The following is a 25,735-nucleotide window of genomic DNA, read 5'->3' as shown; positions in this document are numbered from 1 at the left end:
TTTTCGCGCCAAAGGCCGGATGGCGAGGCGCGACGAAGGAGAATATCCTCCCTGGATCTTCGACTGAGGAGCAACGAAGCCAGGCGGCCTTTGGCGCGAAAACCCTCCGGGCGGCGGGTCTTTTGTCCGTGGCCTGCGTTGGCTCGGTCCTTACAGCCCGCGTTGGGGATGCTCGGACCTCGCCGCCTTGGCCACAGCCAAAATCCCTCGCCGCAGGACCCCGCGCAATTTTCGGACAGGCTCTTAGAAAAGATAGGCCGAATGCGACCAATCTCCTGTGTTCGGTCAGCTCTTCCATCTGGGGCTGGCAGCACTCCAGGCTCAAGCGAATCCGAGATCCTGCCGGAACAAATCCGAAAGCTGGTTCCCATCCAGTTCGTCCGGCCCGGCAGCGAGCGGATCAACCGGCAGCTCAATGACCACTCGCAATTTGGACTGGCCAGGCAGGGAAATACGGCCACCGTGGTGGTGGACGATGAAAAAGCCGGTCACCAGATCAAGCCCGAACCGGTCGGTGGCCTGCCTGGTGAACGGCGCAAACAGGCGCGCCCGCTGTTCCGGCGTCCAATCCGGACCTTCGTCGCGGAACTGAATCTTGACCAGTGGCGCGCCTTCGGCATCGGCGCCGCTCCCGGCTTCAACGGTGAGCGGCGTGTCCTTATCGGCCGCGGCCGTCAAGCTCGCCGTGAGAAGCTCGAACAGCTTCGTAATCTGCTTCGGGCTGGCTTTGATTTTTGTCAGCGATGGCGCGAAGCGCACCGCAACCGCGTTCGGCGAACCGGATGAGTGCGTCTGCAGGAACGGTCCCAGCAAGGCCTCCAACGATTGCGCCGGCGCCGAAGAAAACGCCCCGTCGTCCGCCAAGGCCTTCAAATGGGCCGCCACGTAATGAATGTCTTCGCTCGATCTCTGCTATTCGTGTTCGATCGCCTTGGCCGAATCTCTGGCGAGGCCTTCCTTCGCCGCCGATTGAGGCGGCGCGCTGGGAATCGCGGCCACGAAAGCGCTCGCCGCCCGGAGCGCGTGACGGTAATGCGCGCCCAGTCCGGCGGCGAACACGCCCAGATTTTTCGCCCGATCGCAGAGCACGATTTGTTGCACGACAGAAAGTTTTTCCCGCAGCAGTTGGTCGCGCTCCTTGAGCACGCCGTAAAACTCCAGGACGCGCAAAAGCGTAAACTTCAGGTCCGTGACGTCCCAGGGTTTGCTGATGTATTTGTAAATGCCGCTGGCGTTGATTCCGGCGACGGCGCTGTCGATGTCGGAATAGGCGGTGACGAGGATGCGGATGACTTCAGAAAAATGGTGGCGGACCTTCTCCAGCAGTTGCACGCCGGTTTGGCCGGGCATGCGCTGGTCGCTCATCACGACGCCGATTTTTCCTTGTTCCCTTTGCACGATTTCCCAGGCCTCCGCGGCGTTGGAGGCCGTGTGCACGTTGAAATCGGCCGAGAACTGTTTCTCGAAATATTTTAACGACATCGCCTCGTCATCCACGTAGAGGATGCCGTATGGGTTGAGTTTGCTCATAATCGCGGCATGTCCATTATTGCTGACGGCGGGGCTTTAGCAAGGCGGCGTTTTGCCGACCTTCAGATCGCGTACTTCTCGGCGATCCAGTCCGGGATGATTTCTGCGCGGCCGGTCTTCAGATTGATCATGGTGAAGTCAAAGTAACCGTCCGAGCAAAGCTTCCGGGTCCCACTCTTGAGGATCTCGAAATTCACCCGGACGCCATCCTTGAACATGTCTTCGATCCAGGTCCGGACGATGAAGCGGTCGCCAATGCGCAGCGGCCTTTTGTATTCGATGTGCGCGGTGCGGGCGAACCAGCCGTAGCCCGCCTGATGGAATTCCGCCATCGACATGCCGTAGCACCGGGCCATTTGATCGTAGCGCGCGGCCAGAACGTAATCGAAGTAACGGCTGCCATGAACGTGCTGGTTCATATCGATGTCGTCCGGGCGCACCTGCAGCTCCGTCTCGAATTTCGTTCGGCCTAAGTTCATCCTGAATTCAGGTGGAGCGAGATAATTCAACAGCACTGGGCTCCGCAGGAGCGTCGCCCCACCAGAGGTTATCTGGGAATACGGAATTTCACGGGCCCACGACCACGGCCCGGTAGAAGCGTCCGATTGGACTCTTGGCGGTGGGATCCTCGAATTCGTAGGCGAAGCCCGTGGCAATGATCGTGGTAACCGGGGTCCAGTTGATCAAATCGGTGGAGACTTCGATTCGGTAGAGCTTGCCGGGCTGCGTCGTCAGCGTAATGGAAAACCGATTCTGGAGTTTGGGCGGGCCGGGATCGAGTTTCACAAAATCGGCGTCGCCATTCAGGCGCGCCAGGCCGCTCCGGGGCACGCCATTGACCGCTGAGATCAGTCCGCTGATGAGAACTCTTCCGTCCGCCTGGATTGCGATAGCAGAAACCGAGATAGCCACGGTGAAGCTGAGTTTAGGCTCAAAGTCGGCGTCCAAACTGCCGTTGGCGTTCAATCGCGCCAGGCCCACGCGCCGCACGGCATCGAAAGTCGTGAAGCTGCCGCCAATGAGGATTTTTCCGTCAGCCTGCAAAGCAAGGGATTCCACGTAGTTATCAGTCCCCAATCCGGGATCGAAGCCGGCGTCCACCGAGCCATCCGGATTCAGCCGCGCGATGTTGTTTCGGTTGACGCTGTTGACGCGGTTGAAGTCGCCTCCGATGATGACTTTGCCGTCGGGTTGGACCGCCAGCGTATAGACCACGGCGCGCGGTCCCGCAACACCCGACCCCGTGTTGAAAGCGGTGTCCAAAGTGCCGTCGCTGTTCAGGCGGGCAATTCGGTTTTGTTCCACCCCATTCACGAGCGAGAAATATCCGCCGATGACGACCTTGCCGTCCGCTTGAGGACCAATCGCGTTGGCCCAATCGTCCAACTCGGCCGGCGGGCTGAACGTCGTGTCGAAGAACCCCGTGGGAAGAAAACGCGAGACCTGGTTGCGTTCTTGGCCGGCAACCGGATCGAAGAAGGCGTCCGCCACGATGAACTTGCCGTCAGCCTGAACCGCCAGGGAGTTCACATCGACGACGTCCGGTGTGAACACCGTATCCAGCGATCCGTCGGTGTTCAGCCTTTGCACGCCGTTGAACCCGCCGATGATCCGACCGTCCGGCTGCAAACCCATGAAGTGAAAGTCCAACGTCGGCGCTCCAGCCGGGCTTCCCGGGACAAAGTCCGGGTCGATCGTGCCATTCGTATTCAGACGGACGATACCGCCGCGGGCCGTCCCATTCACCGAAGCGAAATGGCCCGCGACCAGCGCCTTGCCGTCTTTTTGGATCGTAATCGCCGTCACGGGCAGAAACGCGCTCGGATTGGCCGGGAACGGCACCGTGACGTCCGCAAAACTGAAATCCAGATTCCCAGGCTTCTTGCTATCGATAATCCGGACGGCACAGGTTGAAGGCTCCGAGAGCCTGGTGCCGGCGCTCGGGTTTCGCAGGATAACGCTGAAGGTCTCGTCCTCCTCCACCACGCCGTCATCGAGGATTGGGATCGTGATCGTGTGTTCGGTTTCCAGCGAGGCGAAGCGCAGTGTCCCAACTTGCGCTTTGTAGTCCAATCCAGATCTGGCTTTGCCTCCCGAAGTGATGAAATCGACGGTAAAACCCTCTGCGCTGTCGCCGCGGCGGATGACTTTGACCTCGACGGGGCCGGCGTTTTCGCCGGCGGCGACCGTCGGAGTGGCGAACTCGAAGCTGCTGGCCCGAATGTTGGATTCCAGCAACCGGACCAGACGGTTGGTTCGACTGCCGTCCGCCGAATCAAAGCCGCCGCCACTCAGGACTTTCCCGTCCGGCTGGAGCGCCATTCCCGACACATAAGCGATTTCCTCGTAGCCGAGTTCATTCCGGAAAGTCGTCCCCAGATAGGGACCGAACGTGGGATCCAGAGCGCCGTCCGCGTTGAGCCGGGCGACCCCGCGGCGGTTGATGTCATCGACCAGCGTGAAAGAACCGGAAAGCACCACCTTGCCATCGCTTTGAACCTCCAGAGACGTGACGAGACCGGGAACGGTGTTGCCGAAGTCATCCGTGTCTGTGACTCCAGGGCCCGGATCGAAAGTGGTATCCACCGAACCGTTCGGGTTGAGCCGGGCAATTGAGGAACGGTCCAGGTCGTTGACCTTGGTGAAATCGCCCGCAATGACGATCTTTCCATCCGACTGAAGAGCGACGGCCTCGACGCTTGCGGCGTCGCCGGCCGCACCGGTCCCCGGATCGAAACTGGCGTCCGGAGAGCCGTCCGCGTTCAGGCGGGCGATGTTGCGCCGGGGCAATCCGCCGAGGCCTGTGAACTGGCCGCTGACGATCACTTTTCCATCCGGCTGAATCGCCATGGACGAAAGCCAGGGCACCCGGAAATTCTGGTCGGTGCTGCTGGCGCCTGTGCCGGGATCGAATGTTGCATCAAGCGAACCGTCCGCATTCAAACGCCCAACCGCCTTCCGGACGACGCTGTTGACCGAGTCAAAGTTTCCCGCGACGAGGATTTTGCCGTTGGGCTGAATCGCGACGGAATAAACTCCCGGAGCCAGGCTGCCGCCGACTCCAGTTCCGGGATCGAAGCTCTCATCAAGGGCGCCATTGGCATCCAATCTCGCGATCCGGTTGCGCGCCACGGACCCGACGCGCGTGAATTCCCCGCCAATGATGATCTTTCCGTCTCTCTGCACCGCGATTGCATAGACGGTGTTATTGAGCAGGCTCTCGCTGCCGCCGAAAGTGGTGTCGCGGACTCCATCCGGATTAACCCGGATAAGGCGATCGGGCGTGGCGGACCCAGCGCGGGCGAAGTTTCCGCCGACCAGTATTTTGCCGTCTGGTTGCAGGGCGATCACGTTGACGGAATCGACGGGCGCGATGGTCGAAGTGAACGTGTCATCCAGAAGGCTTCCGCGATTTTCATTGTCGAAAATCAGCAGCCGGGCGCTCGCGGGCGAGCCCAGGACCGCACCGCCTGTAGGGTTGGAAAGGAGCAAGGGGACGGTTTCGGTCCCTTCCGCGTAGGGGTCATCAAGGATGCGCACGGAGAAAGTGGCGTTGGTGGCGCCCGGAGCGAAGGAAAGTGTGCCGGAAGTTGGCTCGTAATCTGCGCCAGGCTTGGCCGTCCCCTTCCCGGAGGCGTAATCGACGGTCACGGGATCGTTCGTGTTCCCGGTTCGCGTGACCTGGATGACGGACGGACCGCCGGTTTCGTCCGGGACATAGAAAGCTTCGGAGAACTGGATGGAAGCACCGGCCGGCTGGCCCAGGCCAAAGACCGATCCGGCAAGAAGCAGGATAGCGCTCATGACCAGAAGAGACATGAACCCGGTAGGGCGAGTCCGTCCCGGCGAGCCGCTCGACGTGCGTGGAACACGTCCGACTCGGCTCGCTGGGGACAGGCTCGCCCTACCGGGTTCATGTTCTTGGCCGCGTGTGTCTAATTCAACCATTCCGTTTGATACCCATTTGCTGAATCGCCGGGCAATGTAGATTAAGGGGCGCGCTCCTGTCGAGCGTTGGTCCGCAAATCCGGCTCACGAGACGGTTTTACAGCATTTTAAGGACCGCTCCTGTCGCACTTTACCTCCTGGGTGTCCGGATCGCCTTCCCCCAGCCCTCTCCCATGGGGTTCCCTTGGGGAGGGCGATCTAAAGTGTCGGTCAGCGACCCCGCTTGACTTCCATCTCTCCCCGCGAGGAACGAGTGGGGAAGAGTTGGAGAGAGGGGTTTCTTGGAAACATGAGAAGCGAGCCAACGCACCTCCTCTCCCCAGCCCTCTCCTCCTTTCGGGAAGAGAGGGAGAAGACTACGCCCTAGCCTGAGGCGGGCGACGGTCAAGGTCGCTTCCCGCGTAGTCTCCGTGGCGCTGGCGACCTGCGCCCGACCCATGAACCCACCGATGGTAGGGCGGAGCTGCTGCGCCGCCGCATCGACTGAAATCCGGCTGCGCGGCAACGCAGCCCTACTGTCGGTTCGTGGGAAGGGTCCTGTTCCAAAGGACCTGCACTCGGGCCATGAACCCGGTAGGGCGAGTCCGTCCCGGCGAGCCGCTCGACGTGACTGGAACACGTCCGACTCGGCTCGCTGGGGACAGGCTCGCCCTACCGTCAGATTCATGCGAAGCCGACACGCAAGACTCCGCGCGCATTGGACATGAACAACCTGCTCGACAAGAGCGGGCCGGCTGCGTTTCGTTGTCCCCATGAAAACCGATTCTGCCAAGTACCCGCTCGGGACCATCATCGCTTACGGTCCGGATAACAAGCTTGCGACAAAGCTGGTCGTGTCCGTTTTCAAAAACCCCGGACACCAGGAACCTGACGAACTGCACCGGTGGATTACGCAAGCCGGCGACGTGCGGAAGGATCCGGCCATCGCCGCCGAGGTAGCCGAGTTCCTCAAACGCCATGGGGTCCAACAAACCGTGACGCATGACCGCATTCTGGGGTGCCCGCACGAGGAAGGGATCGATTATCCGGCGGGAGAAAGCTGCCCGCAATGTCCGTTTTGGGAGAACATCGACCGGTTCACTCACCAACCGAAGAAACCGGCCCAATCTTCATCGACGCCAAAAGTGGGGCGCAACGATCCGTGTCCCTGCGGCAGCGGCAAGAAATTCAAGAAGTGCTGCGGGCGGTGAGGCGAATTCATTCAATCTCGATTCCGACTGGGCAATGGTCGGAGCCGAGCACGTCGGGGCGGATGAAGGCGCGCTTGAGGCGGGGGCGAAGGGATTTCGAGATCAGGAAGTAGTCGATGCGCCAGCCGATGTTGCGGGCGCGAGCGTTGGCGAACACAGCCCACCAAGTATAATGCCCGCCACCCTTCTCGAATTCGCGGAACGTGTCGAGAAATCCCGCCTTCACGAAGGCGCTGAAGCCTGCCCGTTCCTCCGGCGTGAAACCGTGGTTGCGCACGTTGGCTTTGGGATTCGCCAGGTCGATCTCGGTGTGCGCCACGTTGAGATCCCCGCAGAAGATCACGGGCTTGCGGCGTTCGAGCTTCTTCAAGTAATGACGAAAATCGCGGTCCCATTGCTGGCGATACTTCAGCCGCGTGAGTTCGCGCTGGGAGTTTGGGACGTAAACATTGACGAGGAAGAAGTCGGCGAACTCGGCCGTGAGCCCTCGTCCTTCGCGATCGTGTTTGGGGATGCCAATGCCCGGCGTGACGCGAATGGGATGGGTCCGGGTGAAGATCGCCGTGCCCGAATAACCCTTCTTCTGCGCGGCGTTCCAGTAAGTCGTGTAACTCGCCGGCCAGAGCGGCTCGACGTCGTCGGCGCCGGCTTTCGTTTCCTGGAGGCAAAGAATGTCCGGCTTCTCGGCGTCGAGATAATCGAGGAAGTTCTTGCGGAGGACCGCGCGCAGGCCATTGACGTTCCAGGAAATCAGCTTCATGCCGGAGTGGTTTAGCAAAGGAGGCCGAAATCCGAAACAAGCAAGGACGGTAGGGCGAGCCTGTCCCCAGCGAGCCGATCCAGCGTGTTCAAAGCTCGCCGAGCGGCTCCCCGGGACGGACTCGCCCTACCGGCGATCAGTTCAAGGAATACCTCATCTCAACCTCACGCCAAGTTCGCGAAGGCCGCGAAAGAAATGGGAGCTTTGGCTTCGCCTGGAAGCCGCACATTTTTCAGGCAAGGCAAGTCGGTATTCGGGGCCTGACGGCCATCTCCCGGAGGGAGAACAGAGCGCCAGATGTCCAAATTCCAGGCTTCGCCCGGCCCACCCTTCAAGAGTGAGGCCATCGCTGGAATACGAGCGCCTCACGCAAAGGCCGCAACGCGCGCGAAGGAAGAACGCAGCAATTCTACCCATGAACCGGAGTAACCGGAGTGCCGCTCTCCGACCCGGCAAGACTCCACTTCGAGTCGTGCCGGGCCGGAGGCCGGCACTCCAATCCTGGTTCGTGAGCGCAATGCGCGCAAAACTTTTTGGGGAAGTCTCATTTGGGCGGCAGGCGCGCCGCACGATCCGCTTGTAGTCCCGGTTTTAACGGGTTTTCGCGTCGTTGGCCGGTATAAAGCCGGCTTACTGTGCAGACCGTGGGATTGACGACAGATCGACCGGAGAACCGTAGCGCAGATTTCCAATCGGCAGGGCGCCGTCAAGTCCCAGCGGGCTCGGACTGGGAGACGCCCCGCAGAATACAATTCTGCGATACGGCAGAGTGCAACTCTGCGCTACGAGCTTTGTCGTCCATCCCGCAGACCAAGCAGTAAAGCCGGGACTACCTGCTCCGATCACGTGCGACGTCGTCAAGTGAGCGCTGGGTGCCTGCGTTTTTGCCGCCTTGCTCCAGCCAGGCCATGACGGGCTGCGCAAGGTCGTCGAAGAAATACGGCACCGCCTCGTGCGTGGCTTGAGGGACGATGAGGAAACGGCTCGGCGTCGCCGCGAGCGTTTGCAAGCGGCGAACTTCCTCTGGCGGCACGATGCAATCCTCCGCGCCCGCAATGAAGAGCGCAGCGACGGGTGAGCGATGAAGGACAGAGGTGAGATCGAGTTCGCCAGGGTGAGTGTGAAGGATGTTGGGGACGTGCCTCAAACCGGCTTTGACAAGGAATGAAGGAACGAAAGAGGCATTGTGTTTGCGGATGTTTAGAATGGCGCGGGAGAGTTCGGCATAAGGCGCAATGGCCACCACGCTTTCCACGCGCGGCTCGACGCTCTTCCAGCGCAAAGCCAGCGCGCCGCCGTAAGATTCCCCGATTGCAGCCACGGGTTCGGCCAATTGGCCGGCGCGCGCGAGTTCGTCCAGGAGTTGGCTGAGGTCTTTAGTTTCGACCAGGCCGAAGTGGATGCGTTGGCCGGTCGATTTGCCGTGCCCGCGCAAATCCACCAGAACGCAGCGCCAGCCTTCCTGCGCGAGCCGGAACGCCCAGGGCACCATGCGGCCCTGGTCCAGGCTGTAACCGTGCAGCAGCACAACCGTGCCGCGAGGCGCGTCCGTAAATGGCGTCGCCACGCCGGGAACCGTTTGGCGGAAAGTGAACTTGAACCAGGTTTTGCCGCGCTCTTGCCAGTTGGTCGAAGTGGCCGAGACCTGGTAATCGCGCGGCTCAATCACGCGGTAACGCAGCCGGGCGGAAGGTGGGCCGACCTCCAGGAAGCGAGCGGGAAAATTCGTCAAGACCTTCGATCCAACATCCAGATAAACCGGGATCGTGCGTTTGATCCAGTCCGGGTAAGTGTTTGGAGCCTGCGCCAGCCGTTCCGCCAGGAAGCGCCCGCAGCCCGCGCTGACCAGAATCAGCGCGAGGAGCAACGTTGCCAGCAAGCATCGCAAACGCATCGCCCGGATTAAATAGCGGGGTTTGGCTTCGTTGGCAAAGGCTCTGTTGGCGAGCGCGTGGGCGTGGCGTTACAACGTTACAGCGTTAAAACGTTAAATGGGCTAAATCGGTTAAATCGAACTTTGAACTCAGAGCAGAAGCGGCAAGTCCGTAAGCGAGCGAATAACTTCATCCGTTGAACGGGGACGGCTCCGGTCGATCCGAACGACCTGAAGTCCGGCGCGTTTGGCGCCTTCGACGTCTTCCGAGGCGCGGTCGCCGACGTGAAGCACGGCTTTGCCCGGCAAGCCCAATTGCCGGAGCGCATGCTGAAAAATAGCCGGCGCCGGCTTGTGCTGGCCGAATTCACGGGACACGACGATCACTTCAAAGTAGCGCTCCAGCTTGAGCGCGCGCAGCAGCGGGCGAAGGCGTTCGTCCCAATTCGAGATCACTCCCAGCCGCAGTCCACTCGTGTGCAATGTCTCAAGGGCTGGCACGACGTCGTCGTACAGGCGCCAAACTTCGGTGCCGGCGAATCGGGCGTAAAGGTCGGCAAAAAGATGCGGATCGCTTTCGTGAATGGCCGAGGCGGCGAACGTTTGGGCGACAAGTTCTGCCCAGGCGCGGCGCGAGTAGTCGAAATTGGTTTGGGTTCGCCATGCTTCGGCGAAACGGCGGTTCAGAACTTCGGGATCGGCGTCCAGGACTCCGTGTTGTTTGGCGACCTCCGCATAAACATGCCCAACCGACGGCCACGGATCGATCAGCGTTCCGCCCACGTCGAAAGTCAGCGCCTTGATCTTATCGCGTCGCATCATCGGGAAAGACGTTCCCATCGGTGACTTAGTTGAGAGTATCTTGAGTTGAGAGTTGAGAGATTTGAGGTGTTATCGATTACGGACAGACTGGCAACTGGCAACTGATCACTGGCAACTGATCAGTGAACTCTCAACTCTCTCACACCAGTCCATTCGTTCAATCCGCGCTCATTCAAGGCGGGGCTGGACGAGAGATGCAAAACTTCGATCGCTTCACCTACGAAATGCAGCGAGCCGGTGATGAGCACCAGGGGATCGGTTGCGGTTCGATTGAGCGCTTCGGTCAAGGAGGCGCAGGCCACGACCTCCGCGTGCGAGTCGAGCGCTTCGCAGAAATCGCGCATCGCTTGCGGGCTGGCGGAGCGGTCGCTGCTGACCGGCGCGAGGAGAATGCGGCTCGCGAGCGGCGCCAGGATTTCGCACATGGCCTGCCAATTCTTATCCTGCATGACCCCGAAGATAAGCGTCATCCGCCCTGGAAGTAGTTTTTCAATGGCAGCGCGGAGGGCTTGAGCGCCGGCGGGATTGTGCGCGCCGTCGAGAAGGATCGTGCGATTGGGCGGCCTGCGGACAATCTGAAGGCGGCCCGGCCAGGACACGCTCAGGAGTCCCTTTTGCACCGCGTCCGCTCCAACAGGAATCTGGCCGGCCAGGATGCGGATCGTGGCCAGCGCCAGCGCGGCGTTGAGCCGTTGATGCTCGCCAGGCAGGGGCAGTTGGAGTTTGGCCAGTGGAGGGCGATCGAGGTCTGCGCGCGAGACCTGGACGAGCGGGCTATTGTTGTTGGCCGCCACTTGCGAAATCACGAGCAATGCATCGGGATTTTCCTCAGCCGTCACGACCGGAACTCGCGGCTTGATAATCCCGGCTTTCTCGGCGGCGATTTCCGGAAGCGTGTGTCCCAGCCACTTTTCGTGGTCGAACTGGATGTTCGTAATGACGCTGGCGAGCGGGTTGACGATGTTCGTCGCGTCGAGGCGCCCGCCTAATCCGGTTTCCCAGATAACCAGATCGACGTTTTGTTCTGCGAAATAGCGCAGCGCCATCATGGTCACGACTTCAAAGAAGGTGGGATGCGCCGAGGCGAGAAAGGTCTTCAGCCACGGCTGCATTTCTTCCACCAGCCTGACAACGTCCGCCTCGCTGATGAGCCGGCGGTTGATCTGGATGCGTTCCCCGAATGCGACGAGGTGCGGCGAAGTGAACAGGCCCACACGCAAACCCGCCGCGCGGTAGATGCTTTCCAGCATGGCGCAGGTCGAGCCTTTGCCGTTGGTCCCGGCGACGTGGATGAACCGAAGGTGTTCGTGGGGATTGCCCGCCAGCGTGGCGAGCTTGAACGTGTTTTCCAAGCCCAGTTTCGCGCCGAACCAACGAAGGCTGTAGAGAAATTGGATGGCGTCCGAGTAAGTCATTCGGGTTTGATTTTCCGCAACGCGTCGGCGGCGCAGTAGCGGACCTCGCGGTTCGTGTCCTGCAACGCTTTCTCGAGCGCCGGTACGGCCGCGTGGACTATCGAACCCAGCGAAGCCAGGCTCAACGGGGCTTGCTGGCGAATCGAGGGCTTCGGATCACGAAGCGCTTCGACCAGGACATCAACCGCCGCGGACGCAGTCGGGTCGATTCTCAGCACGGCTTCCGCCTGCGCAAGGCGCAGCAGCGCCGGAACGGCCTCCTTGGCTGGCGCGCCGATTTCACCGAGGCCTTTCGCGAGAAACCAGCCATGGACTCGATTGTCCAAAAGGTTGGAGATCTCTTTGAAAGCCCGCTCCCTTTCTTCTGGGAATCGCAGCAGGGTCAGCGCGGCGCTTGCTCTTGCGTTCAAGTCGTCCCCTTGCAGCATGAGGCGCAGTTTTGGAATCAGGGATTCGAGATCGTCGGCAGCGCGTCCCAGCGCATAAGCGGCTTCGGCGCGCAGACTTTTGTCCTCCAGCATGGCGATGAGCCTGGGAACAGCTTCCGGAGCCGGATGGCCGATTCGGCCGAGAACCAACGCGGCGTTTGAGTGGATGCCAGCACTGGTGTCGTCGAGCGCTTGAATGAGCAATGGAACTACGGCTACGGGATCTGTTTGACCGATCCGTCCGCAAAGGGCGATGATTTCTCCCCGGTTCGATTTGTGCAATCGGTTGGTGTTGATCCAAGCCTCGATCAAATGCGGGATTACTTCCGTCGTTGGGCCAATCAGATACACCGCATTCAGGGATTGACTTTGAATTGCCGGATTCTCGTCCAGGAACAATTTGTACAAGGCCGGCAGAGCAGGCGTCGCTTCAAACCCGAATGCTTTCAGCGAAATGATGGCTTTGACGCGGATTTGATAGGCCTCATCCTTCGACATCAATTTCGGAAGACACTGCTGGACTCGGAGGGGAAGTTTGGAAGCCAGCATGTCAAAGGAATTCCAGAAAATGCCTTGGCGAGTCTTGAGGATTCGGATGAGGAACGGAAGCGCATTGATCCCAATCGCCGATAATCCTTCGTTGTCCTCCAGCCTTTGAGATCGAGTCTCCAGCATCCAGTGAGAGACTGGTTTGCCCTTGTAGGTGGGTTCGACGGGCGACCTGGTTCGCAACACCGCAAGACCCGCGAAGAGGAACACGCACAGAATTACGCCCGTTAGGATCTTTTTGCTCATGCCGTTTATGCTGGAGAGTCAGCGCAACTCCGGGGTGTTGGGCCGCTTAGAGCTAACGGAGTCCGTAGAGATAGAGCAAAGCGGCCCAACCGCTCGGCAGGGTCGTCGGAGCCTTCGGCAGATCCCGATACCTGAGACACATTTCGATCATGAATTTGGCGTGAGTGAATGCTTCCAGCATCGGCCTGGTATGATTATCCCAGTCTTTGTTGTGTTCGATTGCAAACTTCTTACCGGTCCCTTGCCGAATGATTTCTTCAAACGTCGCGTCGAGCGGGCGATCGGGCATGAGGCGGCGCAGAAGTTCCACGGCTCGCGCGGTGGTCTGTTGTACTCCACACACTTTGTAGCTACCGTGATAGAAACGATAGAAGGGATCTTCATACGTCCAGTGAGCGTTCATCTCCTTCCACATGTTCTCCAGATCACCAGAGCGTTGTTTGATTCGCTCCAGGAGCAAGTCGTGGAGCCGCTGTTTTTCTTCCAACTTCCTGGTCCATTCCGGTGGAGCAGCGCTTGGCTGAGCTTTTCCCACGCTGCCGGCTTCGGGAAGCGACTCGTTGAGCTCGAACCCCCCAGAGCTCTCCTGGCTCTTTTGGGATCGATCGCCCTCCTCCATACTGGCTTACCGCGTCAGAGCGGTTTGTGGTGGATGTACTGGTGGCAGGCGGCGATGAAACCGCGGAAGAGCGGATGCGGCGCGCTGGGCTTGCTCTGAAATTCCGGGTGAAACTGGCTGGCCATGAAAAACGGGTGGTCCTTCTGCTCGATCAGTTCCACGAGCTTCCCATCCGGGGAATTGCCGGTGAAGAGAAAGCCCGCCTGCTCGAATGGCTCGCGGTAGGCGTTGTTGAATTCGTAGCGGTGGCGATGCCGTTCGTTGACCACAAACGCGCCATAAAGATGCGCGGCCTTTGTCCCCACAGTCAATTGGACCGGCTGCGCGCCGAGCCGCATGGTGCCGCCTTTCTTGGTCACGTTCCTCTGTTCGTCGAGCAGCGCAATCACCGGATGCGGCGAGTTCGGGTCGAACTCCGTCGAATGCGCGCCCTCCAAATTCAACACGTTCCGGGCAAACTCGATGGTCGCCACCTGCATGCCCAGGCAAAGGCCGAGATAAGGAATCTTGCGCTCGCGGGCGAATCGCGCGGCCTGGATTTTGCCTTCGATGCCGCGTTCGCCAAAGCCTCCCGGAACCAGGATTCCGCCCACGCCCTTGAGGATTCGTTCCGGTCCGTACTTCTCGATTTCTTCGGCGTCCACTTTCTCGATTTCAACGCCGCAGTCATTGGCGATGCCGCCGTGGCTGATCGCTTCATAGACGGACTTATAGGCGTCGTTCAGGCCAATGTATTTTCCGACGACCCCGATCCGGACGCGATGCTGCGGCGCGACGAGTTTGCGGATAATGTCCTGCCAGTGGCTCATGTTCGCCTGCGGCGCGTCCAGCCGCAGAAACTGGCAAACCAGGTCGTCCAATCGTTCCCGCTGGAGCATCAGCGGCACTTCGTAAATGGAGTGCTCCACGTCCTTCTCTTCGATGACCGCTTCGTACGGGACGTTGCAGAACAGGGAGACTTTTTGCCGGAGTTCCTTGTTCAACGGCTGTTCGCAACGGCAAATCAGAATGTTCGGCGCGATGCCGATTTCGCGCAATTTGGCAACCGATTGCTGGGTCGGCTTCGTTTTCAATTCGCCGGCGGCCTTGATGAACGGCACGTAGGTGACGTGGACGAAGAGCGCGTTGCTCGGCCCCACGTCGAGGGCGAATTCTCGAATCGCTTCCAGGAACGGAAGGCCTTCGATGTCGCCCGTGGTTCCTCCGATCTCCGTTATCACGACGTCCGGCTTTGTGAGTTCGGCGATCTGCAGAATGCGGTTTTGGATTTCATCGGTGACGTGCGGGATGACCTGGACGGTTTTGCCCAGGTAATCGCCTCGGCGTTCCTTGTCGAGGACCGTCTGATAAACCTGGCCGCTGGTGAGGTTGTTGACGCGGGTCAGCTTGGTGTTGGTGAATCGTTCGTAATGGCCCAGGTCCAGGTCCGTCTCCGCGCCATCATTCAGCACGTACACCTCGCCGTGCTGATAGGGGCTCATCGTGCCGGGATCGACGTTGAGGTAGGGATCGAACTTCTGCAGTGTCACTTTGAGGCCGCGATTCTCCAGGAGCGTGCCGAGCGCCGCCGCGGTCAGGCCCTTACCCAGCGAACTCACCACTCCGCCCGTGACAAAAATGTATTTCATCGTGGTTACCGCGTTACAACGTTACACCGTTGCAGCGTTAAAACGGTGATCCAAGTCCGAGCGTTTGCCCGCTTTAACGATTTAACCCATTTAACGCCTCAACAAGCCTTCCACCCGCGCCACATCTTCAGGAACATCCACACCTACGCTGTCGTAATCCACTTGCGCGACGGCAATCTGAATTCCATTCTCCAGCGCCCGCAACTGCTCCAGTTTCTCCGCCTGTTCCAGGCTCGAGACGGGGTATTGAACCAGCCGGAGCAGCGTCTCCCGCCGATATCCGTAAATCCCCAGATGCTTCAAAAAAGCAAACGCCGCCATCTGCTCTTCGGTCGAACGACTGGCGGCATCACGCACAAACGGAATGGTGCGACGCGAGAAATATAGAGCGTGGCCAGAAGAATTGACAACGACTTTTACGACGTTCGAGTTGTCGAGATCGCGCGCGTCCCGGATGCGCGTCGCCGCCGTGGACATCTCGCAAGTCTGCACGGCGTCGGCTACGGCGTCGATGACGGCCGGGTCGATCAATGGTTCGTCGCCCTGAATGTTGACGACGGCATCGCAGGGGCAGCGCGCCGCCACTTCCGCGGCTCGGTCCGATCCACTCGGATGACTGGGTGATGTCATCTCCACGCGGCAGAATTTCCGCGCCACATCCTGGATGCGGGAGTCATCCGTGGCGACGATGACTTCAGCCAGCGAAGTGGCTTTCTGGCAGCGCTCGACGACGCATTGGATGAGGGGCTTTTTCCCGATCAGGGCCAGCGGTTTGCCGGGGAATCGCGTCGAGGCAAAACGGGCGGGGATGACGCCGAGAACTTTCAAGGTTCTCTCCTGAACTTCTCGAACAATTCCGCGTTCTTGGCCCGCTCCACCTCCATATCCTTCACGGCGTCGCGAGATCACGCAGGTAGTTGGCGTGGTAAAGAATTCGGCGTTGAGAAAGCTCGGCATATTCCAGCAGCCGATCCAGCGCGTTGCGCGCGATCTGGCTGTAATAGGAGCTGACCGGATCGATTTGCATTACAGGGTCAGTAGAATATGGCCGCGTCCAAAAAATCCAACTGCAAATCAAGCTTCACCGAGTCTTTAGTTGCGAACCAACCTGGGAACGATTACCACTCGGACCCAAGATGCAGCCGACTATGTTGACAGCCGACCAAAGCGGTTTACTCCTCGACTTCGTGGATCGCAGCAAACGGATCACGACCAGTCAGTTTGCGGGTGAATTGGTGCGTTTTCGCGAGTTCGGCAAAGATACCCGGCTACTCACGACCGCTTTTCAGGCACCGAACGGCGACGCTTGCGCCGTGGACACTTTCGTGAACGAATTCTGGACCGCGCAACAGCGCCAGGCCAACCGGCTCCACGAAATCTCATATCGCGCCTGCTTCAAACCGCAGTTGCCCCGCTTCTTCATCGAGCGCCTCACCGATTCAGGCAGCGCGGTTTATGATCCGTTCATGGGCCGCGGCACGACGCCGGTCGAAGCCGCGCTCCTCGGACGGGTGCCGGTGGCCTGCGATATCAATCCGCTCAGCGTGGTGCTGACACGCCCGCGACTCCATCCGCCCCGGCTGACAGAGGTCGCGGAGCGGTTGAAGGAAATCAGCCTCGGCGACCCCGATGAATTCCCGGAAGACTTGCTCGTGTTTTATCATCCGGAAACGCTGAGGGAGATCTCGGCGCTGAAGAAATATTTGCTGCAACGCCGCAGCGCCGGCTCGCTGGATGCGGTGGATGAATGGATTTGCATGGTGGCGATCAACCGGTTGACCGGGCACTCGAACGGCTTTTTCTCGGTCTATACCTTGCCGCCCAACCAAGCGACGTCGGTCAAAGCGCAGCAAAGGATCAACACCAAACGCAACCAGACTCCGCCGCGCCGGCACGTGCGCGAGATCATTTTGAAGAAATCCCGGATCCTGTTGAGCGAATGCGATCCACACGTGCGGCAGACTCTGGCGCGGGTCGCGGACCACGCCCAACTCCTGACACAACCGGCCGCCTCCACGCCGCAGCTCGCGAGCAACTCAGTTCACCTGGCTGTGACTTCACCGCCGTTCCTGGACGTGGTCGATTACGCCGGGGATAACTGGTTGCGCTGTTGGTTCCTGGGGATCGATGCGAAATCTGTGCCGATCACCAAACTGAAGAATCTGGAGGATTGGCAGGCGGCGATGACGGCCGTTTTCCGAGAGCTGCGGCGAGTTCTTGTGCCAGGCGGTCATCTGGCGTTTGAGGTGGGCGAAGTCCGAGGCGGCACGATCAAACTGGAGGAGGCAGTGCTTCCGTGCGGCGTTCGGGCTGGCCTTCAACCGGTGCTCGTGTTGATCAACGATCAGGAATTTACGAAGACGGCGAATTGCTGGGGCGTGGATAACGGCTTCAAAGGAACGAATACGAACCGGATTGTCCTGTTCCGCAAAGAGTAGGGCAGCTTCCAGCCTGCCAGCTTAGAGCGTGTCCGAAAATTGCGCGGGGTCCTGCGGCGAGGGATTTTGGCTGTGGCCAAGGCGGCGAGGTCCGAGCATCCCCAACGCGGGCTGTAAGGTTCAGGAGTTCAATGCAATGTTCGACGTCGCCGGTGGAACGTCGAACATCCAACATCGAACGCGGAACATCGAACTCATGACCCCAGTCCATGTTCTTAAACCAACGGAACTTCCATGAACCAGACGCTAGGGCGAGCCTGTCCCCAGCGAGCCGAGTCGGACGTGTTCCACGCACGTCGAGCGGCTCGCCGGGACGGACTCGCCCTACCGAGTTCATGGGCCGCGGGCATGGCACCGTGGCCATGGCAGCTTCCCGTGAACTTGGTAGGGACGGATTCCACTCTGTCCCTGACTTTGCTCTGCGATCGAAACAGCAATATCAGAGACGCGGTGGAACGCGGTGGAACGCGTCCCTACCAGTTCATGGTTCCAACGCACGATCGATGGATCTTGGACATTTCCCACGCGCCCCTCGCAAGAGGGGACTTGGCCGGCGATGCTCCAAAGAAATCTCCGCTCCTTGGCGGTGCGCTCCCTGGCCGGTCTCTTGCTGGCGGCTGTTCTCCTTTGTCCGGGCACGCTCGTGGCGCGTGATTTTCCCAACATCGATCCGGCAAAGCAAATGGAAGCTCGAATTGTGTCCGGATTCGGGTGGTTGGAGCGCGCCAAGACCCGGCAGTGCGGAGGCCGCGCGGCTTCCCTCTGTCCAACTTTACGACCTCGCGGCCGATCCCGGCGAACAGACCAACCTCCAGGCTAAACATCCGGCGGTCGTGAAGAGGCTCACCAAATCGCTGGAGAAGATTGTTGCCGCCGGGAGGAGCACACCGGGCTTGAAACAGAATAACTCAGGTGACGTCAAGATTTGGAAGTCGGCGGCGGGCGGGGGGCAATGATGACTAACCAATTACTTTAAGACGGTCGTGTGTTCCTGGAGCCAAACGAGGTCTCGATTGTTGGCCGAGGATGTCGCATGGCCGTGAAAGTCAGTGCTCGGGCTCGGTTTCACCGTCCGTGGATCGGACCATTTCTTGGTTTCCGCATGGCCATCCGCAAAGCCAACCGAAGCTGAGCTGCTATGATAAGCGGCCGGAATATGATACCAGGTTTGCGCCCCCATGTTGACTCCAAAGAGAGGCGCACAGATGCTCTCCGGATGCACATCCATAAACGTAAAGGCGGTGGCAGGAGAGATGCCGACCAGTTGGCCGAGACGCAGGAAGGGTCCTTGGTACCGGGCGTTGGGAATGTCGCGATAGGAGTAGGGGCGAGTCTGCGGAGGGTTCACGTCCCAGCCCATGTAACTATTCATCGCGTAGCTGCGAACCCGCGGAACCGCAAGGGTTCCCGATCCCGTCCCCTTTAGTTTGTCAGCGGGGCACTTGTAAACGTTCGCGCTTCTCGCCGCGTTCATGTATTTCGAAAAGAGAGACAGGTTTTCGTTGTTCATGATCGTAATGTTCGTGGCATCCGCGGCATTGGCCGCGAAACTCCCAACCACCCAGCACGGACCCACATCCCCGTGGTTATTCAGGACAATCCGATCATCGTTGTCGCCCGCGTACATTTGGAACACGGTATTCAGTTGCTTCACGTTATTCACGCAACTGATCTGCTGCGCCTTGGACTTGGCTTTCGCCAGAGAAGGCAGAAGCATGCCAGCCAAAATCGCGATAATGGCGATAACGACCAGGAGTTCGATGAGGGTGAAACCCTCGAGGTTCGCGCGCGTTCCGTTAGGTTGGCGCAGAGCTTTGTTTCGGCGCTGTGCGGGCATAGGGCTTGTGTGTAACATAAGGGGACCCATAAGGCGACAGTTTTTTCACCGAGTCCGCGAGTCCGCTGTGCTTCTCTCCGCACAGGGATTAGCTAAGCTATCCTCGCAATCCTCGCAATCGTGTCATGCTTGTCATCCAGGGTGATCTTGCTAGATTGGCCCCCGAAATCTGGTTTATGAGATTATTGATGATACTGGGCATCGGGGCCGCACTGGGGTTCTGTGGATGCAATAAGAATGAGAATTCGGTTCCGGGTGCCGCCGGAAAACCGGTGCCGGTGACTTCTCGACTAAAAATCAAGATTGGACCGAATGGGGAGATTTTCGCCAATAATAAGGAACTATCGCAGGAGGAATTCCTGCAGGAATTACAGCGGCTGAAGCAATCGAATGGCGGCATCGTTTATACCCGCGACAACCCTGCTGCGGACACGACCGCCGCACAAACCGCGGTCGTCGCAGCAATCGAGCAACTCGGAATTCCCTTGGAATACAGCAGGCAATAACGGATTTCGTAGCCAGATCAAAGTGTCCTCCAGAGAATCTCGCAGCGGTTAATCCTCCATGTACCAATAGGAGTGCGCGACCTTCTTCGCGGCGTCGATCTGCCATAGCTTCTTGAAAGGCACCCGCTCGACGTGGCTGTCCAGAAGCGCCAGGTTTGATCCGTTGTTGTGTACGGTCGGGCGGCCTGAATTGAAAGGCACGTCCGGATATTGCGGCATCGTGTCCACGGCGCCGTCGCGATCCATGTCCAGCGTGAAGCGATAATTGGCCTCCACCGGCGAATAGACATAGTGCGTGATGGTGTCCATGTAAGCCATCGCATCGGCGGGCCGTTTGATGCGCGCAATGTTCAAAGGCTGGGTGCGGTCGCCGTAGTAGAAAGGACCGCTCAGCGGCTCGCCGTAAGCCCCAAAGTTGGCTCCGATCCAGCAATTCCATTCTTTGGAGGACGACGCGGGCGGCTTGGAAAACGGAACTGGCCCTGCATTGCCGCCAGGGCAACGGCGCAGCTCGTAACTATAGACTTCGGTTTGGGTGAAGAGCTTGTTGTCCTGAGTTTGCTTCGCGACGTAGGGAGCGAGTTTCATGTGCCAGAACGGCTTGTTGTAATCGGAGGAGAGATCGCCGAAGAGCGGGAGCCGGTCATTGAAATCGCCTTGATACATGAATGTGGCCAGGCCCCACTGCTTCATGTTCGAGGCGCATTTGGCGGTTTGCGCCTGGCCTTTGGCCTTGCTCAACGCAGGTAAAAGCATAGAGGCCAGAATGGCGATGATGGCGATCACCACCAACAACTCGATCAAGGTGAAACCGGGCTCGTGGCGGCGAAGTGGGGCAGGGGAGGAACTCGAACAAAGCTTTCTCATAAGCTGAAAGGCGTTGCGCTTGGTTGGCGGAAATCTGCTGCCAACGCATCGGAGAGTCAAGCTCGCTAGACTGACTAGCGCCAGAACCACGTCAGCAACGGCGCGAACGCCAGGCTCGGGAGATAGTCGGCCACCCTCACTTTTTTCAAATCCAGGACAATCAAGGCGAGGCAACAGACCAGCAATCCGCCCGTGGCGTTGATGGAGTCCAGCAGCGCTTGATCACGCAGGACGGGTTGGACCGCCTTCGCCGCCAGCGTCAGCGTGCCTTGATACGACACAACGGGAATTAGCGAGAGAATCACGCCCCACCCAAACGTCTTGGAAAAAGCCATTGTCGCCAGGCCATCCATGACGGACTTGATCGCCAGCGTCTTGAAATCCCCGGTGAGTCCGTCCTGCACCGCGCCCAGAATCGCCATAGGGCCGACGCAAAACAGAAGCGAGCACGTGACGAATCCTTCGCTGAGACGATTGGGGTCCGTCGGGCGCGCCTTTGTGAAACGCTCCCGGGCATACTGGCCGAGCGAATTCAACGACTTCTGAATACGGAGCAGCTTGCCCAGGAGATTCCCCAGGATCAACGACAGCAGGGCAATGCCGATCTGTTTTGCGATTTGGCCGAAGGTCCCGTTGAGGCCGCTCCAGGTCGCGCTCAATCCGGCATAAACGACGAAGACGCCAAGCGCCACCTTGAGGCGGGATTGGTTCGCAGCCGAAATCTCCCTGGCCACGGCTAATCCGGCCACCCCGCCGACGAGAATGGCGGCGCCGTTCAAGATCGTCCCAATCATCGATGCGCGTTCAAGCAGGCGGAGGCGGCAAAGTCAATCTCCGTAAACCGCTTCAGTGGCGCGAGGCTGCGGCCGAGCTTTTCAGCGATGGCATCGGCCCGGTAGGAACTTCGCGCCACCTTGACTGAAGAGATTCATAAACCAGCAAATCAGCATTGCAATTGTTTCAGAGGGCGGGCAAGTTCACGGCACGGTTCGGGGCGTAGCGTAGCCTGGCTAGCGCGCTTGTTTCGGGTACAAGAGGTCGTGAGTTCGAATCTCACCGCCCCGACCATCTTTCCACCCCTGTAAAATCGAGTGAGAATCGACATAAGGCCAATTCTCAAGATAGCGCCAGCGAGAATCATGACACAGATTTGGCACAAAAACCGGCTGAATCTGGGCCGCAGAAGGTGAAGTTCCCACAGGTCATTCGACACCGGCGCGCCGAGGCGACGATCTACGGCAAGAGCCGGAAATACCCGCGATATCGTCTGGCCTACTACGTAGCTGGCTGGGCAGCAAGAGACCACTTGGAACCTGAAGCTTTGAACTTTGAGCCGCTCAGCGAGTTGGAGACCACACGCACCGGAAGCCCGTGTGCGACAAACCCGTGTCTGGCGAGCTTTTCATCCGCGCGCTAGGGCGGTAGCCCGTGCAGTAGAGATCGCTGCAGAGAAACGAGCCGCCACGCATGACTTTTTTCGGGAGGCCGGGCTCGTTCGGATCGAAGCTGTCGGAAGGGCCTTGCGGGTTCTTGGCGGCGCTGTTGGAATAATAATCAGGGCGATACCAATCCAGGCACCACTCCCAGACGTTCCCGGCGATGTCGTAAAGGCCAAAGCCATTGGGGGGGAAGCTCGCAACTTGCGCGGCGCCTCGGAAACCATCGGCCAGGGTGTTCTCGTTGGGAAACCGGCCTTGCCAGATGTTCGCGTGCCATTTTCCACTTGGCACTTGAACTTTGCCCCAGACGTAAGGCTGGCGATCCAGGCCTCCACGCGCGGCGCATTCCCATTCGGCCTCAGTCGGCAAACGTTTCCCAGCCCATTTCGCAAAGGCCATCGCGTCCTCCCAACAAACGTGAACCACGGGATGCTTCTCCCGGCCGTTGATGTTTGAACCAGGGCCTTCCGGATGCCGCCAGTTTGCGCCCGGCGAGTATTTCCACCAAGCGTAGTGGTTCTCCAGCGGCACGTCGCCGGGCGGAGGGGAAAACGTGACCGATCCGGGCACCAGGTTTTCCACGGGCGCGCCGGGAAAATCCTTCGGATCGGGTTTCCTTTCGGCGAGCGTGATGTAGCCGGTGGCCTTGACGAATTCCTCGAACTGCTCGTTTGTGACCTCGGTTTTGTCCATCCAGAATCCGTCCACGGACACCTGATGAACGGGCTTCTCATCGGGCAGTCCGTCTTCAGAACCCATCCAAAATGTTCCGCCAGGAATCCAGGCCATGTTGTTTGTGTTCGGTGCTCTGGAAAACGCCGGCACGTCGTGCCCAAGGGCCGTCGGCTTGTTGGAAGGCCTGGGGCCTTCGTGAAACTTGGTCACGCGATAACCCAGGACGACACCGGCCAACACAATCCCCAGCGCAACGATGAATTGCCGCGCGGAATTCTGAGGGTCGGGACGATCTGGCTTTTGGCTCATGCCGCGAGGATGGCACAAGCCGAGCCAGTTGTCACCGCAAGGGCGTCAGATCACGTCCGATCCGTCCGATCCGTCCGATCCGATTACGGATTATTACGCGATGCAAGCGGTCTTTGCGGGCGTCCAGCACGGCGAACGCACGCTGCGGACGCCGGACTACGACGAGCGCACCGCGAAAGCGGCTCAATTGCGCCGGCTCATCGAGAAGCTGGACGATCAACTGGCTCACTTCACGCCGCTGGCGAATCCAGCTTTGAATCAGACCCAAGCCGCCCCGATTCCGAATCCGCGCGAAAACGTCGAGACGTTCGCGCCGGTGGAAGCTCGTTTCGTGCGCTTCACCGTCCATGAAACCTTGAACCACGCCGAACCGTGTCTGGATGAACTGGAAGTTTTCACCGCCGGCGACCCTCCGCAGAACGCCGCCTTGTCCAGCGCCGGCGCAAAGGCCACGGCTTCGGGAACACTCCCCAACTTCGAGATTCACAAACTCGAACACATCAACGACGGGAAAACTGGCAACGACCACAGTTGGATCTCGAATGAAGCGGGGCGCGGCTGGGTGCAAATCGAGCTTCCGGAAAAATATCTCATCAACAAGATCGTCTGGAGCCGGGACCGCCGCGAAATTTACAAAGACCGCATGCCGACGGTTTACACGATTGAGACGGCCACAGCGCCGAACCTCTGGCAGCCCGTCGCGGGACGCCCCCCTTTGCGCCCGCCGGTGATGAATTTGGCTACCAGGCCGTCGAGAACGCGGCGACCATCTACGATCTCCACGCGACGATTCTTCACCTCCTTGGACTCGACCACGAACGCCTCAGCTTCTACCACAACGGCATCGAGCGACGGCTGACCGATGTTCACGGACGCGTGTTGACGGAAATTCTCGTGTGAATTGGAGGGGCGTAATGTTCGTAGCGCCATTGGTGTTTTGGACACCAAACGCTGACTTAGTGGTCCGTTTCGTAAATACGCTCACGTTCGTTGCGCCCAATTTGGCCTGGGGCAAGGCGCGACGAGCGAGCATCCCCCGCCAGTGGGGCTGCGACCGAGGAGCAACGCAGCCCCAGGCAAAATTCGGCGCAACCCGAAGGGCGGCAGTTCTTTTTCGCCAGACTTCGTTGCTTGCTCCTTACAGATCCACTTCGGGATATGCTCGTCGCTCGCGCCTCGTCTGGCCGAAAAATCCCTTGCCGCGAACGTGAGCGTATTTATGAAATGGACCACTTAGCCAGCCCTCCCTCCCCACGAACGTCCCCCTCTCCCCATCCGAGGGGGAGAGGGACAGGGAGAGGGGGCCGTTCCGAAGGCTCTCAATTTGCCAACGCTTTCACCCTCACCCTAACCCTCTCCCTCAAGGGAGAGGGAATGCGCGTCGGATACGTTCAGCAACTCAAGCGTCCTGCCAGTTTCTCCAGCACGCGCTGGACGGGACGTTTCGCAAGAGCGGCCTGAAGAGGCGTGTGCTCGGGCAGCCAGGGAAAAACCAGGACGCGCTCAGGAGCGATTCGTTCCGTCAGGAGTTTTGCATTCGTTCGGCTCGCGGCATTCTCATGGCGGGGCGACATCAGGACAACGGCTGCTTCCTGTGCGGACTGACGAGGCAGCGCTTCCAGCGTCAGCAAAACCTGATTCACCACGCCCAGCCGGTTTGGTCCGACGATAATGGGCGTGGCGCCCAGCCCGGCAATCAGATCGCGGGAATCGAAATTCTCGCCGAGCGGGCTCAGCAAGCCGCCCGCTCCTTCGACCAGGACAACGTCAAAGCGTCTGCGTCGAACGCTTCGCGCGTGTCTCAAAACCTGAGACTGAGTCACCCGCTTTTGCTCAAGTCGCGCGGCCAGCACGGGGGCGAGTGCCGCCCCGAAATGCCAGGGATTGATCTCATCCAGCGAAAGCGCGCCGTCCAGCGCGGCGCGCAACTGACGCGCATCACCTTGCCCGCCGGAGCAAATCGGTTTGAGCGCCGCGACCGCAACGCCGCGTTGGCGGAGATAACGCGTCAGCAAGGCCGTCAGCACGGTCTTGCCGACGCCGGTGTCTGTGCCCGTGACGAAACAGATTCGGCTCATGACGCTCTGCTCGATCCAACCACGAGTCGCCAGCCCGACGCGACAAAAACCAGCGATTCTACCCAGGAAACTCGTCGGTAGCAGGGCGGCTGCCGCGCCGCAGCATCGACCGCAGACCGGCTGCGCGGCAACGCAGCCCTACCAGGGTCATGGGAAGTTGCCTTGGCCAAGAAGCCATGCCCATGGCCCATGAACCGAAAACTGCGCGGGACCGCAGCCTTCAGGCTGCTTCCGTGCACCCTCCGGAGTCGAGCGTTGAAGCGGCCTAAAGGCCACGGTCCGAGGAGACGGTTTATGGGAAGCTTTCTTAGCCTCAGGGCCATGCCCATGGCCCATGAACCGAAAACTGCGCGGGACCGCAGCCTTCAGGCTGCTTCCGCGCACTCTCCGGAGTCGAGCGTTGAAGCGGCCTAAAGGCCACGGTCCGAGGAGACGGTTCATGGGAAGCTTTCTTAGTGGTCCGTTTCGTAAATACGCTCACGTTCGTTGCGCCCAATTTGGCCTGGGGCAAGGCGCGACGAGCGAGCATCCCCCGCCAGTGGGGCTGTGACCGAGGAGCAACGCAGCCCCAGGCCAAA

21 protein-coding genes, 1 tRNA gene and 2 pseudogenes are annotated in these 25,735 nt (G+C 59.7%); 6 read left to right on the top strand and 18 right to left on the bottom strand.

Annotation, left to right across the window (positions count from 1 at the left end):
- Window positions 1-321: 321 nt before the first annotated feature.
- From FJ398_09030 to FJ398_09010, 5 genes are all read right to left on the bottom strand, one after another.
- Window positions 322-894, bottom strand: coding sequence for a sensor histidine kinase (locus FJ398_09030; GenBank protein MBM3838092.1), 573 nt, complete (start codon window positions 892-894; stop codon window positions 322-324).
- A gap of 18 nt (window positions 895-912) precedes the next feature.
- A complete protein-coding gene (locus tag FJ398_09025; GenBank protein ID MBM3838091.1) occupies window positions 913-1,530 on the bottom strand; it encodes a response regulator in 618 nt (205 codons plus the stop codon).
- Window positions 1,531-1,592: 62 nt separating this feature from the next.
- The gene (locus FJ398_09020) at window positions 1,593-2,009 is read right to left on the bottom strand and encodes an acyl-CoA thioesterase (GenBank protein MBM3838090.1); all 417 of its coding nucleotides are present in this window, start codon (window positions 2,007-2,009) and stop codon (window positions 1,593-1,595) included.
- A gap of 88 nt (window positions 2,010-2,097) precedes the next feature.
- The gene (locus tag FJ398_09015; protein MBM3838089.1) at window positions 2,098-5,478 is read right to left on the bottom strand and encodes a hypothetical protein; all 3,381 of its coding nucleotides are present in this window, start codon (window positions 5,476-5,478) and stop codon (window positions 2,098-2,100) included.
- Between the two features lie 512 nt (window positions 5,479-5,990).
- The gene (locus tag FJ398_09010) at window positions 5,991-6,176 is read right to left on the bottom strand and encodes a hypothetical protein (protein ID MBM3838088.1); all 186 of its coding nucleotides are present in this window, start codon (window positions 6,174-6,176) and stop codon (window positions 5,991-5,993) included.
- 423 nt (window positions 6,177-6,599) lie between these two features.
- On the opposite strand from FJ398_09010, the pseudogene FJ398_09005 reads away from it, so the two are divergent.
- Window positions 6,600-6,668 (top strand): annotated as a pseudogene (locus tag FJ398_09005) (hypothetical protein).
- A gap of 7 nt (window positions 6,669-6,675) precedes the next feature.
- Here FJ398_09005 and xth read toward each other — a convergent pair.
- From xth to kdsB, 8 genes are all read right to left on the bottom strand, one after another.
- Window positions 6,676-7,428 (bottom strand): exodeoxyribonuclease III, encoded by a 753-nt coding sequence (xth, locus tag FJ398_09000; protein MBM3838087.1) that lies wholly within the window; start codon window positions 7,426-7,428, stop codon window positions 6,676-6,678.
- Window positions 7,429-8,257: 829 nt separating this feature from the next.
- Entirely contained in the window at window positions 8,258-9,322 is a 1,065-nt protein-coding gene (locus FJ398_08995) for an alpha/beta hydrolase (GenBank protein ID MBM3838086.1), read from the bottom strand.
- 129 nt (window positions 9,323-9,451) lie between these two features.
- On the bottom strand, window positions 9,452-10,141 hold the full coding sequence (locus FJ398_08990; protein ID MBM3838085.1) for an HAD-IA family hydrolase: 690 nt from the start codon (window positions 10,139-10,141) through the stop codon (window positions 9,452-9,454).
- A gap of 101 nt (window positions 10,142-10,242) precedes the next feature.
- Window positions 10,243-11,538, bottom strand: coding sequence for a bifunctional folylpolyglutamate synthase/dihydrofolate synthase (locus FJ398_08985; protein ID MBM3838084.1), 1,296 nt, complete (start codon window positions 11,536-11,538; stop codon window positions 10,243-10,245).
- The gene (locus tag FJ398_08980) at window positions 11,535-12,761 is read right to left on the bottom strand and encodes a hypothetical protein (GenBank protein ID MBM3838083.1); all 1,227 of its coding nucleotides are present in this window, start codon (window positions 12,759-12,761) and stop codon (window positions 11,535-11,537) included. The genes FJ398_08985 and FJ398_08980 overlap by 4 nt, the downstream gene beginning before the upstream one ends.
- Window positions 12,762-12,813: 52 nt before the next feature.
- On the bottom strand, window positions 12,814-13,248 hold the full coding sequence (locus FJ398_08975; protein ID MBM3838082.1) for a hypothetical protein: 435 nt from the start codon (window positions 13,246-13,248) through the stop codon (window positions 12,814-12,816).
- 146 nt (window positions 13,249-13,394) lie between these two features.
- Window positions 13,395-15,008: a CTP synthase gene (locus tag FJ398_08970; GenBank protein MBM3838081.1), complete on the bottom strand. Its 1,614-nt coding sequence runs from the start codon at window positions 15,006-15,008 to the stop codon at window positions 13,395-13,397.
- Between the two features lie 90 nt (window positions 15,009-15,098).
- On the bottom strand, window positions 15,099-15,836 hold the full coding sequence (gene kdsB, locus FJ398_08965) for a 3-deoxy-manno-octulosonate cytidylyltransferase (protein MBM3838080.1): 738 nt from the start codon (window positions 15,834-15,836) through the stop codon (window positions 15,099-15,101).
- A gap of 320 nt (window positions 15,837-16,156) precedes the next feature.
- Between kdsB and FJ398_08960 the strand changes: the two genes are divergently transcribed.
- Together FJ398_08960 and FJ398_08955 are read left to right on the top strand one after the other, a co-directional pair.
- Entirely contained in the window at window positions 16,157-17,446 is a 1,290-nt protein-coding gene (locus FJ398_08960; GenBank protein ID MBM3838079.1) for a site-specific DNA-methyltransferase, read from the top strand.
- A gap of 209 nt (window positions 17,447-17,655) precedes the next feature.
- Window positions 17,656-18,402, top strand: coding sequence for a hypothetical protein (locus FJ398_08955; GenBank protein ID MBM3838078.1), 747 nt, complete (start codon window positions 17,656-17,658; stop codon window positions 18,400-18,402).
- A gap of 11 nt (window positions 18,403-18,413) precedes the next feature.
- Here the strand turns inward: FJ398_08955 and FJ398_08950 are convergent, their stop codons facing one another.
- Window positions 18,414-19,313: a type II secretion system protein gene (locus FJ398_08950; GenBank protein MBM3838077.1), complete on the bottom strand. Its 900-nt coding sequence runs from the start codon at window positions 19,311-19,313 to the stop codon at window positions 18,414-18,416.
- A 95-nt stretch (window positions 19,314-19,408) separates the two neighbouring features.
- Between FJ398_08950 and FJ398_08945 the strand changes: the two genes are divergently transcribed.
- A complete protein-coding gene (locus FJ398_08945; protein MBM3838076.1) occupies window positions 19,409-19,789 on the top strand; it encodes a hypothetical protein in 381 nt (126 codons plus the stop codon).
- 48 nt (window positions 19,790-19,837) lie between these two features.
- Here FJ398_08945 and FJ398_08940 read toward each other — a convergent pair whose 3' ends face one another.
- The gene (locus FJ398_08940; GenBank protein MBM3838075.1) at window positions 19,838-20,656 is read right to left on the bottom strand and encodes a type II secretion system protein; all 819 of its coding nucleotides are present in this window, start codon (window positions 20,654-20,656) and stop codon (window positions 19,838-19,840) included.
- Between the two features lie 74 nt (window positions 20,657-20,730).
- Entirely contained in the window at window positions 20,731-21,450 is a 720-nt protein-coding gene (locus tag FJ398_08935; protein ID MBM3838074.1) for a DUF554 domain-containing protein, read from the bottom strand.
- Between the two features lie 196 nt (window positions 21,451-21,646).
- Here FJ398_08935 and FJ398_08930 point away from each other — a divergent pair.
- Window positions 21,647-21,724, top strand: a tRNA-Pro gene (locus tag FJ398_08930).
- Window positions 21,725-21,993: 269 nt separating this feature from the next.
- On the opposite strand, the gene FJ398_08925 is transcribed toward FJ398_08930, so the two are convergent.
- Window positions 21,994-22,884, bottom strand: a complete 891-nt coding sequence (locus tag FJ398_08925; GenBank protein MBM3838073.1) for a formylglycine-generating enzyme family protein — start codon at window positions 22,882-22,884, stop codon at window positions 21,994-21,996.
- A gap of 924 nt (window positions 22,885-23,808) precedes the next feature.
- Here FJ398_08925 and FJ398_08920 point away from each other — a divergent pair.
- Window positions 23,809-23,979: pseudogene (locus FJ398_08920) on the top strand (DUF1501 domain-containing protein).
- Window positions 23,980-24,470: 491 nt separating this feature from the next.
- On the opposite strand, the gene bioD reads toward FJ398_08920, so the two are convergent.
- Window positions 24,471-25,157, bottom strand: coding sequence for a dethiobiotin synthase (gene bioD / locus FJ398_08915; GenBank protein MBM3838072.1), 687 nt, complete (start codon window positions 25,155-25,157; stop codon window positions 24,471-24,473).
- Between the last annotated feature and the right edge of the window lie 578 nt (window positions 25,158-25,735).

Source organism: Verrucomicrobiota bacterium (genome assembly GCA_016871535.1).
GTDB lineage: Bacteria > Verrucomicrobiota > Verrucomicrobiia > Limisphaerales > SIBE01 > VHCZ01.
The sequence above is the reverse complement of the archived record's forward strand: the minus strand, read 5'-3'. Positions and strand labels throughout refer to the sequence as shown.

Coding starts and splice junctions, on each gene's coding strand:
- FJ398_09010 (MBM3838088.1), bottom strand. CDS start 6,176: ATGCGCGCGGAGTCTTGCGTGTCGGCTTCGCATGAATCTGACGGTAGG.
- bioD (MBM3838072.1), bottom strand. CDS start 25,157: ATGAGCCGAATCTGTTTCGTCACGGGCACAGACACCGGCGTCGGCAAG.
- FJ398_08945 (MBM3838076.1), top strand. CDS start 19,409: ATGCTTGTCATCCAGGGTGATCTTGCTAGATTGGCCCCCGAAATCTGG.
- xth (MBM3838087.1), bottom strand. CDS start 7,428: ATGAAGCTGATTTCCTGGAACGTCAATGGCCTGCGCGCGGTCCTCCGC.
- FJ398_08980 (MBM3838083.1), bottom strand. CDS start 12,761: ATGAGCAAAAAGATCCTAACGGGCGTAATTCTGTGCGTGTTCCTCTTC.
- FJ398_09020 (MBM3838090.1), bottom strand. CDS start 2,009: ATGAACTTAGGCCGAACGAAATTCGAGACGGAGCTGCAGGTGCGCCCG.
- FJ398_08955 (MBM3838078.1), top strand. CDS start 17,656: ATGTTCTTAAACCAACGGAACTTCCATGAACCAGACGCTAGGGCGAGC.
- FJ398_08960 (MBM3838079.1), top strand. CDS start 16,157: ATGTTGACAGCCGACCAAAGCGGTTTACTCCTCGACTTCGTGGATCGC.
- FJ398_09025 (MBM3838091.1), bottom strand. CDS start 1,530: ATGAGCAAACTCAACCCATACGGCATCCTCTACGTGGATGACGAGGCG.
- FJ398_08940 (MBM3838075.1), bottom strand. CDS start 20,656: ATGAGAAAGCTTTGTTCGAGTTCCTCCCCTGCCCCACTTCGCCGCCAC.
- FJ398_08935 (MBM3838074.1), bottom strand. CDS start 21,450: ATGATTGGGACGATCTTGAACGGCGCCGCCATTCTCGTCGGCGGGGTG.
- FJ398_08990 (MBM3838085.1), bottom strand. CDS start 10,141: ATGGGAACGTCTTTCCCGATGATGCGACGCGATAAGATCAAGGCGCTG.
- FJ398_08950 (MBM3838077.1), bottom strand. CDS start 19,313: ATGGGTCCCCTTATGTTACACACAAGCCCTATGCCCGCACAGCGCCGA.
- FJ398_08925 (MBM3838073.1), bottom strand. CDS start 22,884: ATGGCCTGGATTCCTGGCGGAACATTTTGGATGGGTTCTGAAGACGGA.
- FJ398_08985 (MBM3838084.1), bottom strand. CDS start 11,538: ATGACTTACTCGGACGCCATCCAATTTCTCTACAGCCTTCGTTGGTTC.
- FJ398_09015 (MBM3838089.1), bottom strand. CDS start 5,478: ATGGTTGAATTAGACACACGCGGCCAAGAACATGAACCCGGTAGGGCG.
- FJ398_08970 (MBM3838081.1), bottom strand. CDS start 15,008: ATGAAATACATTTTTGTCACGGGCGGAGTGGTGAGTTCGCTGGGTAAG.
- FJ398_08995 (MBM3838086.1), bottom strand. CDS start 9,322: ATGCGTTTGCGATGCTTGCTGGCAACGTTGCTCCTCGCGCTGATTCTG.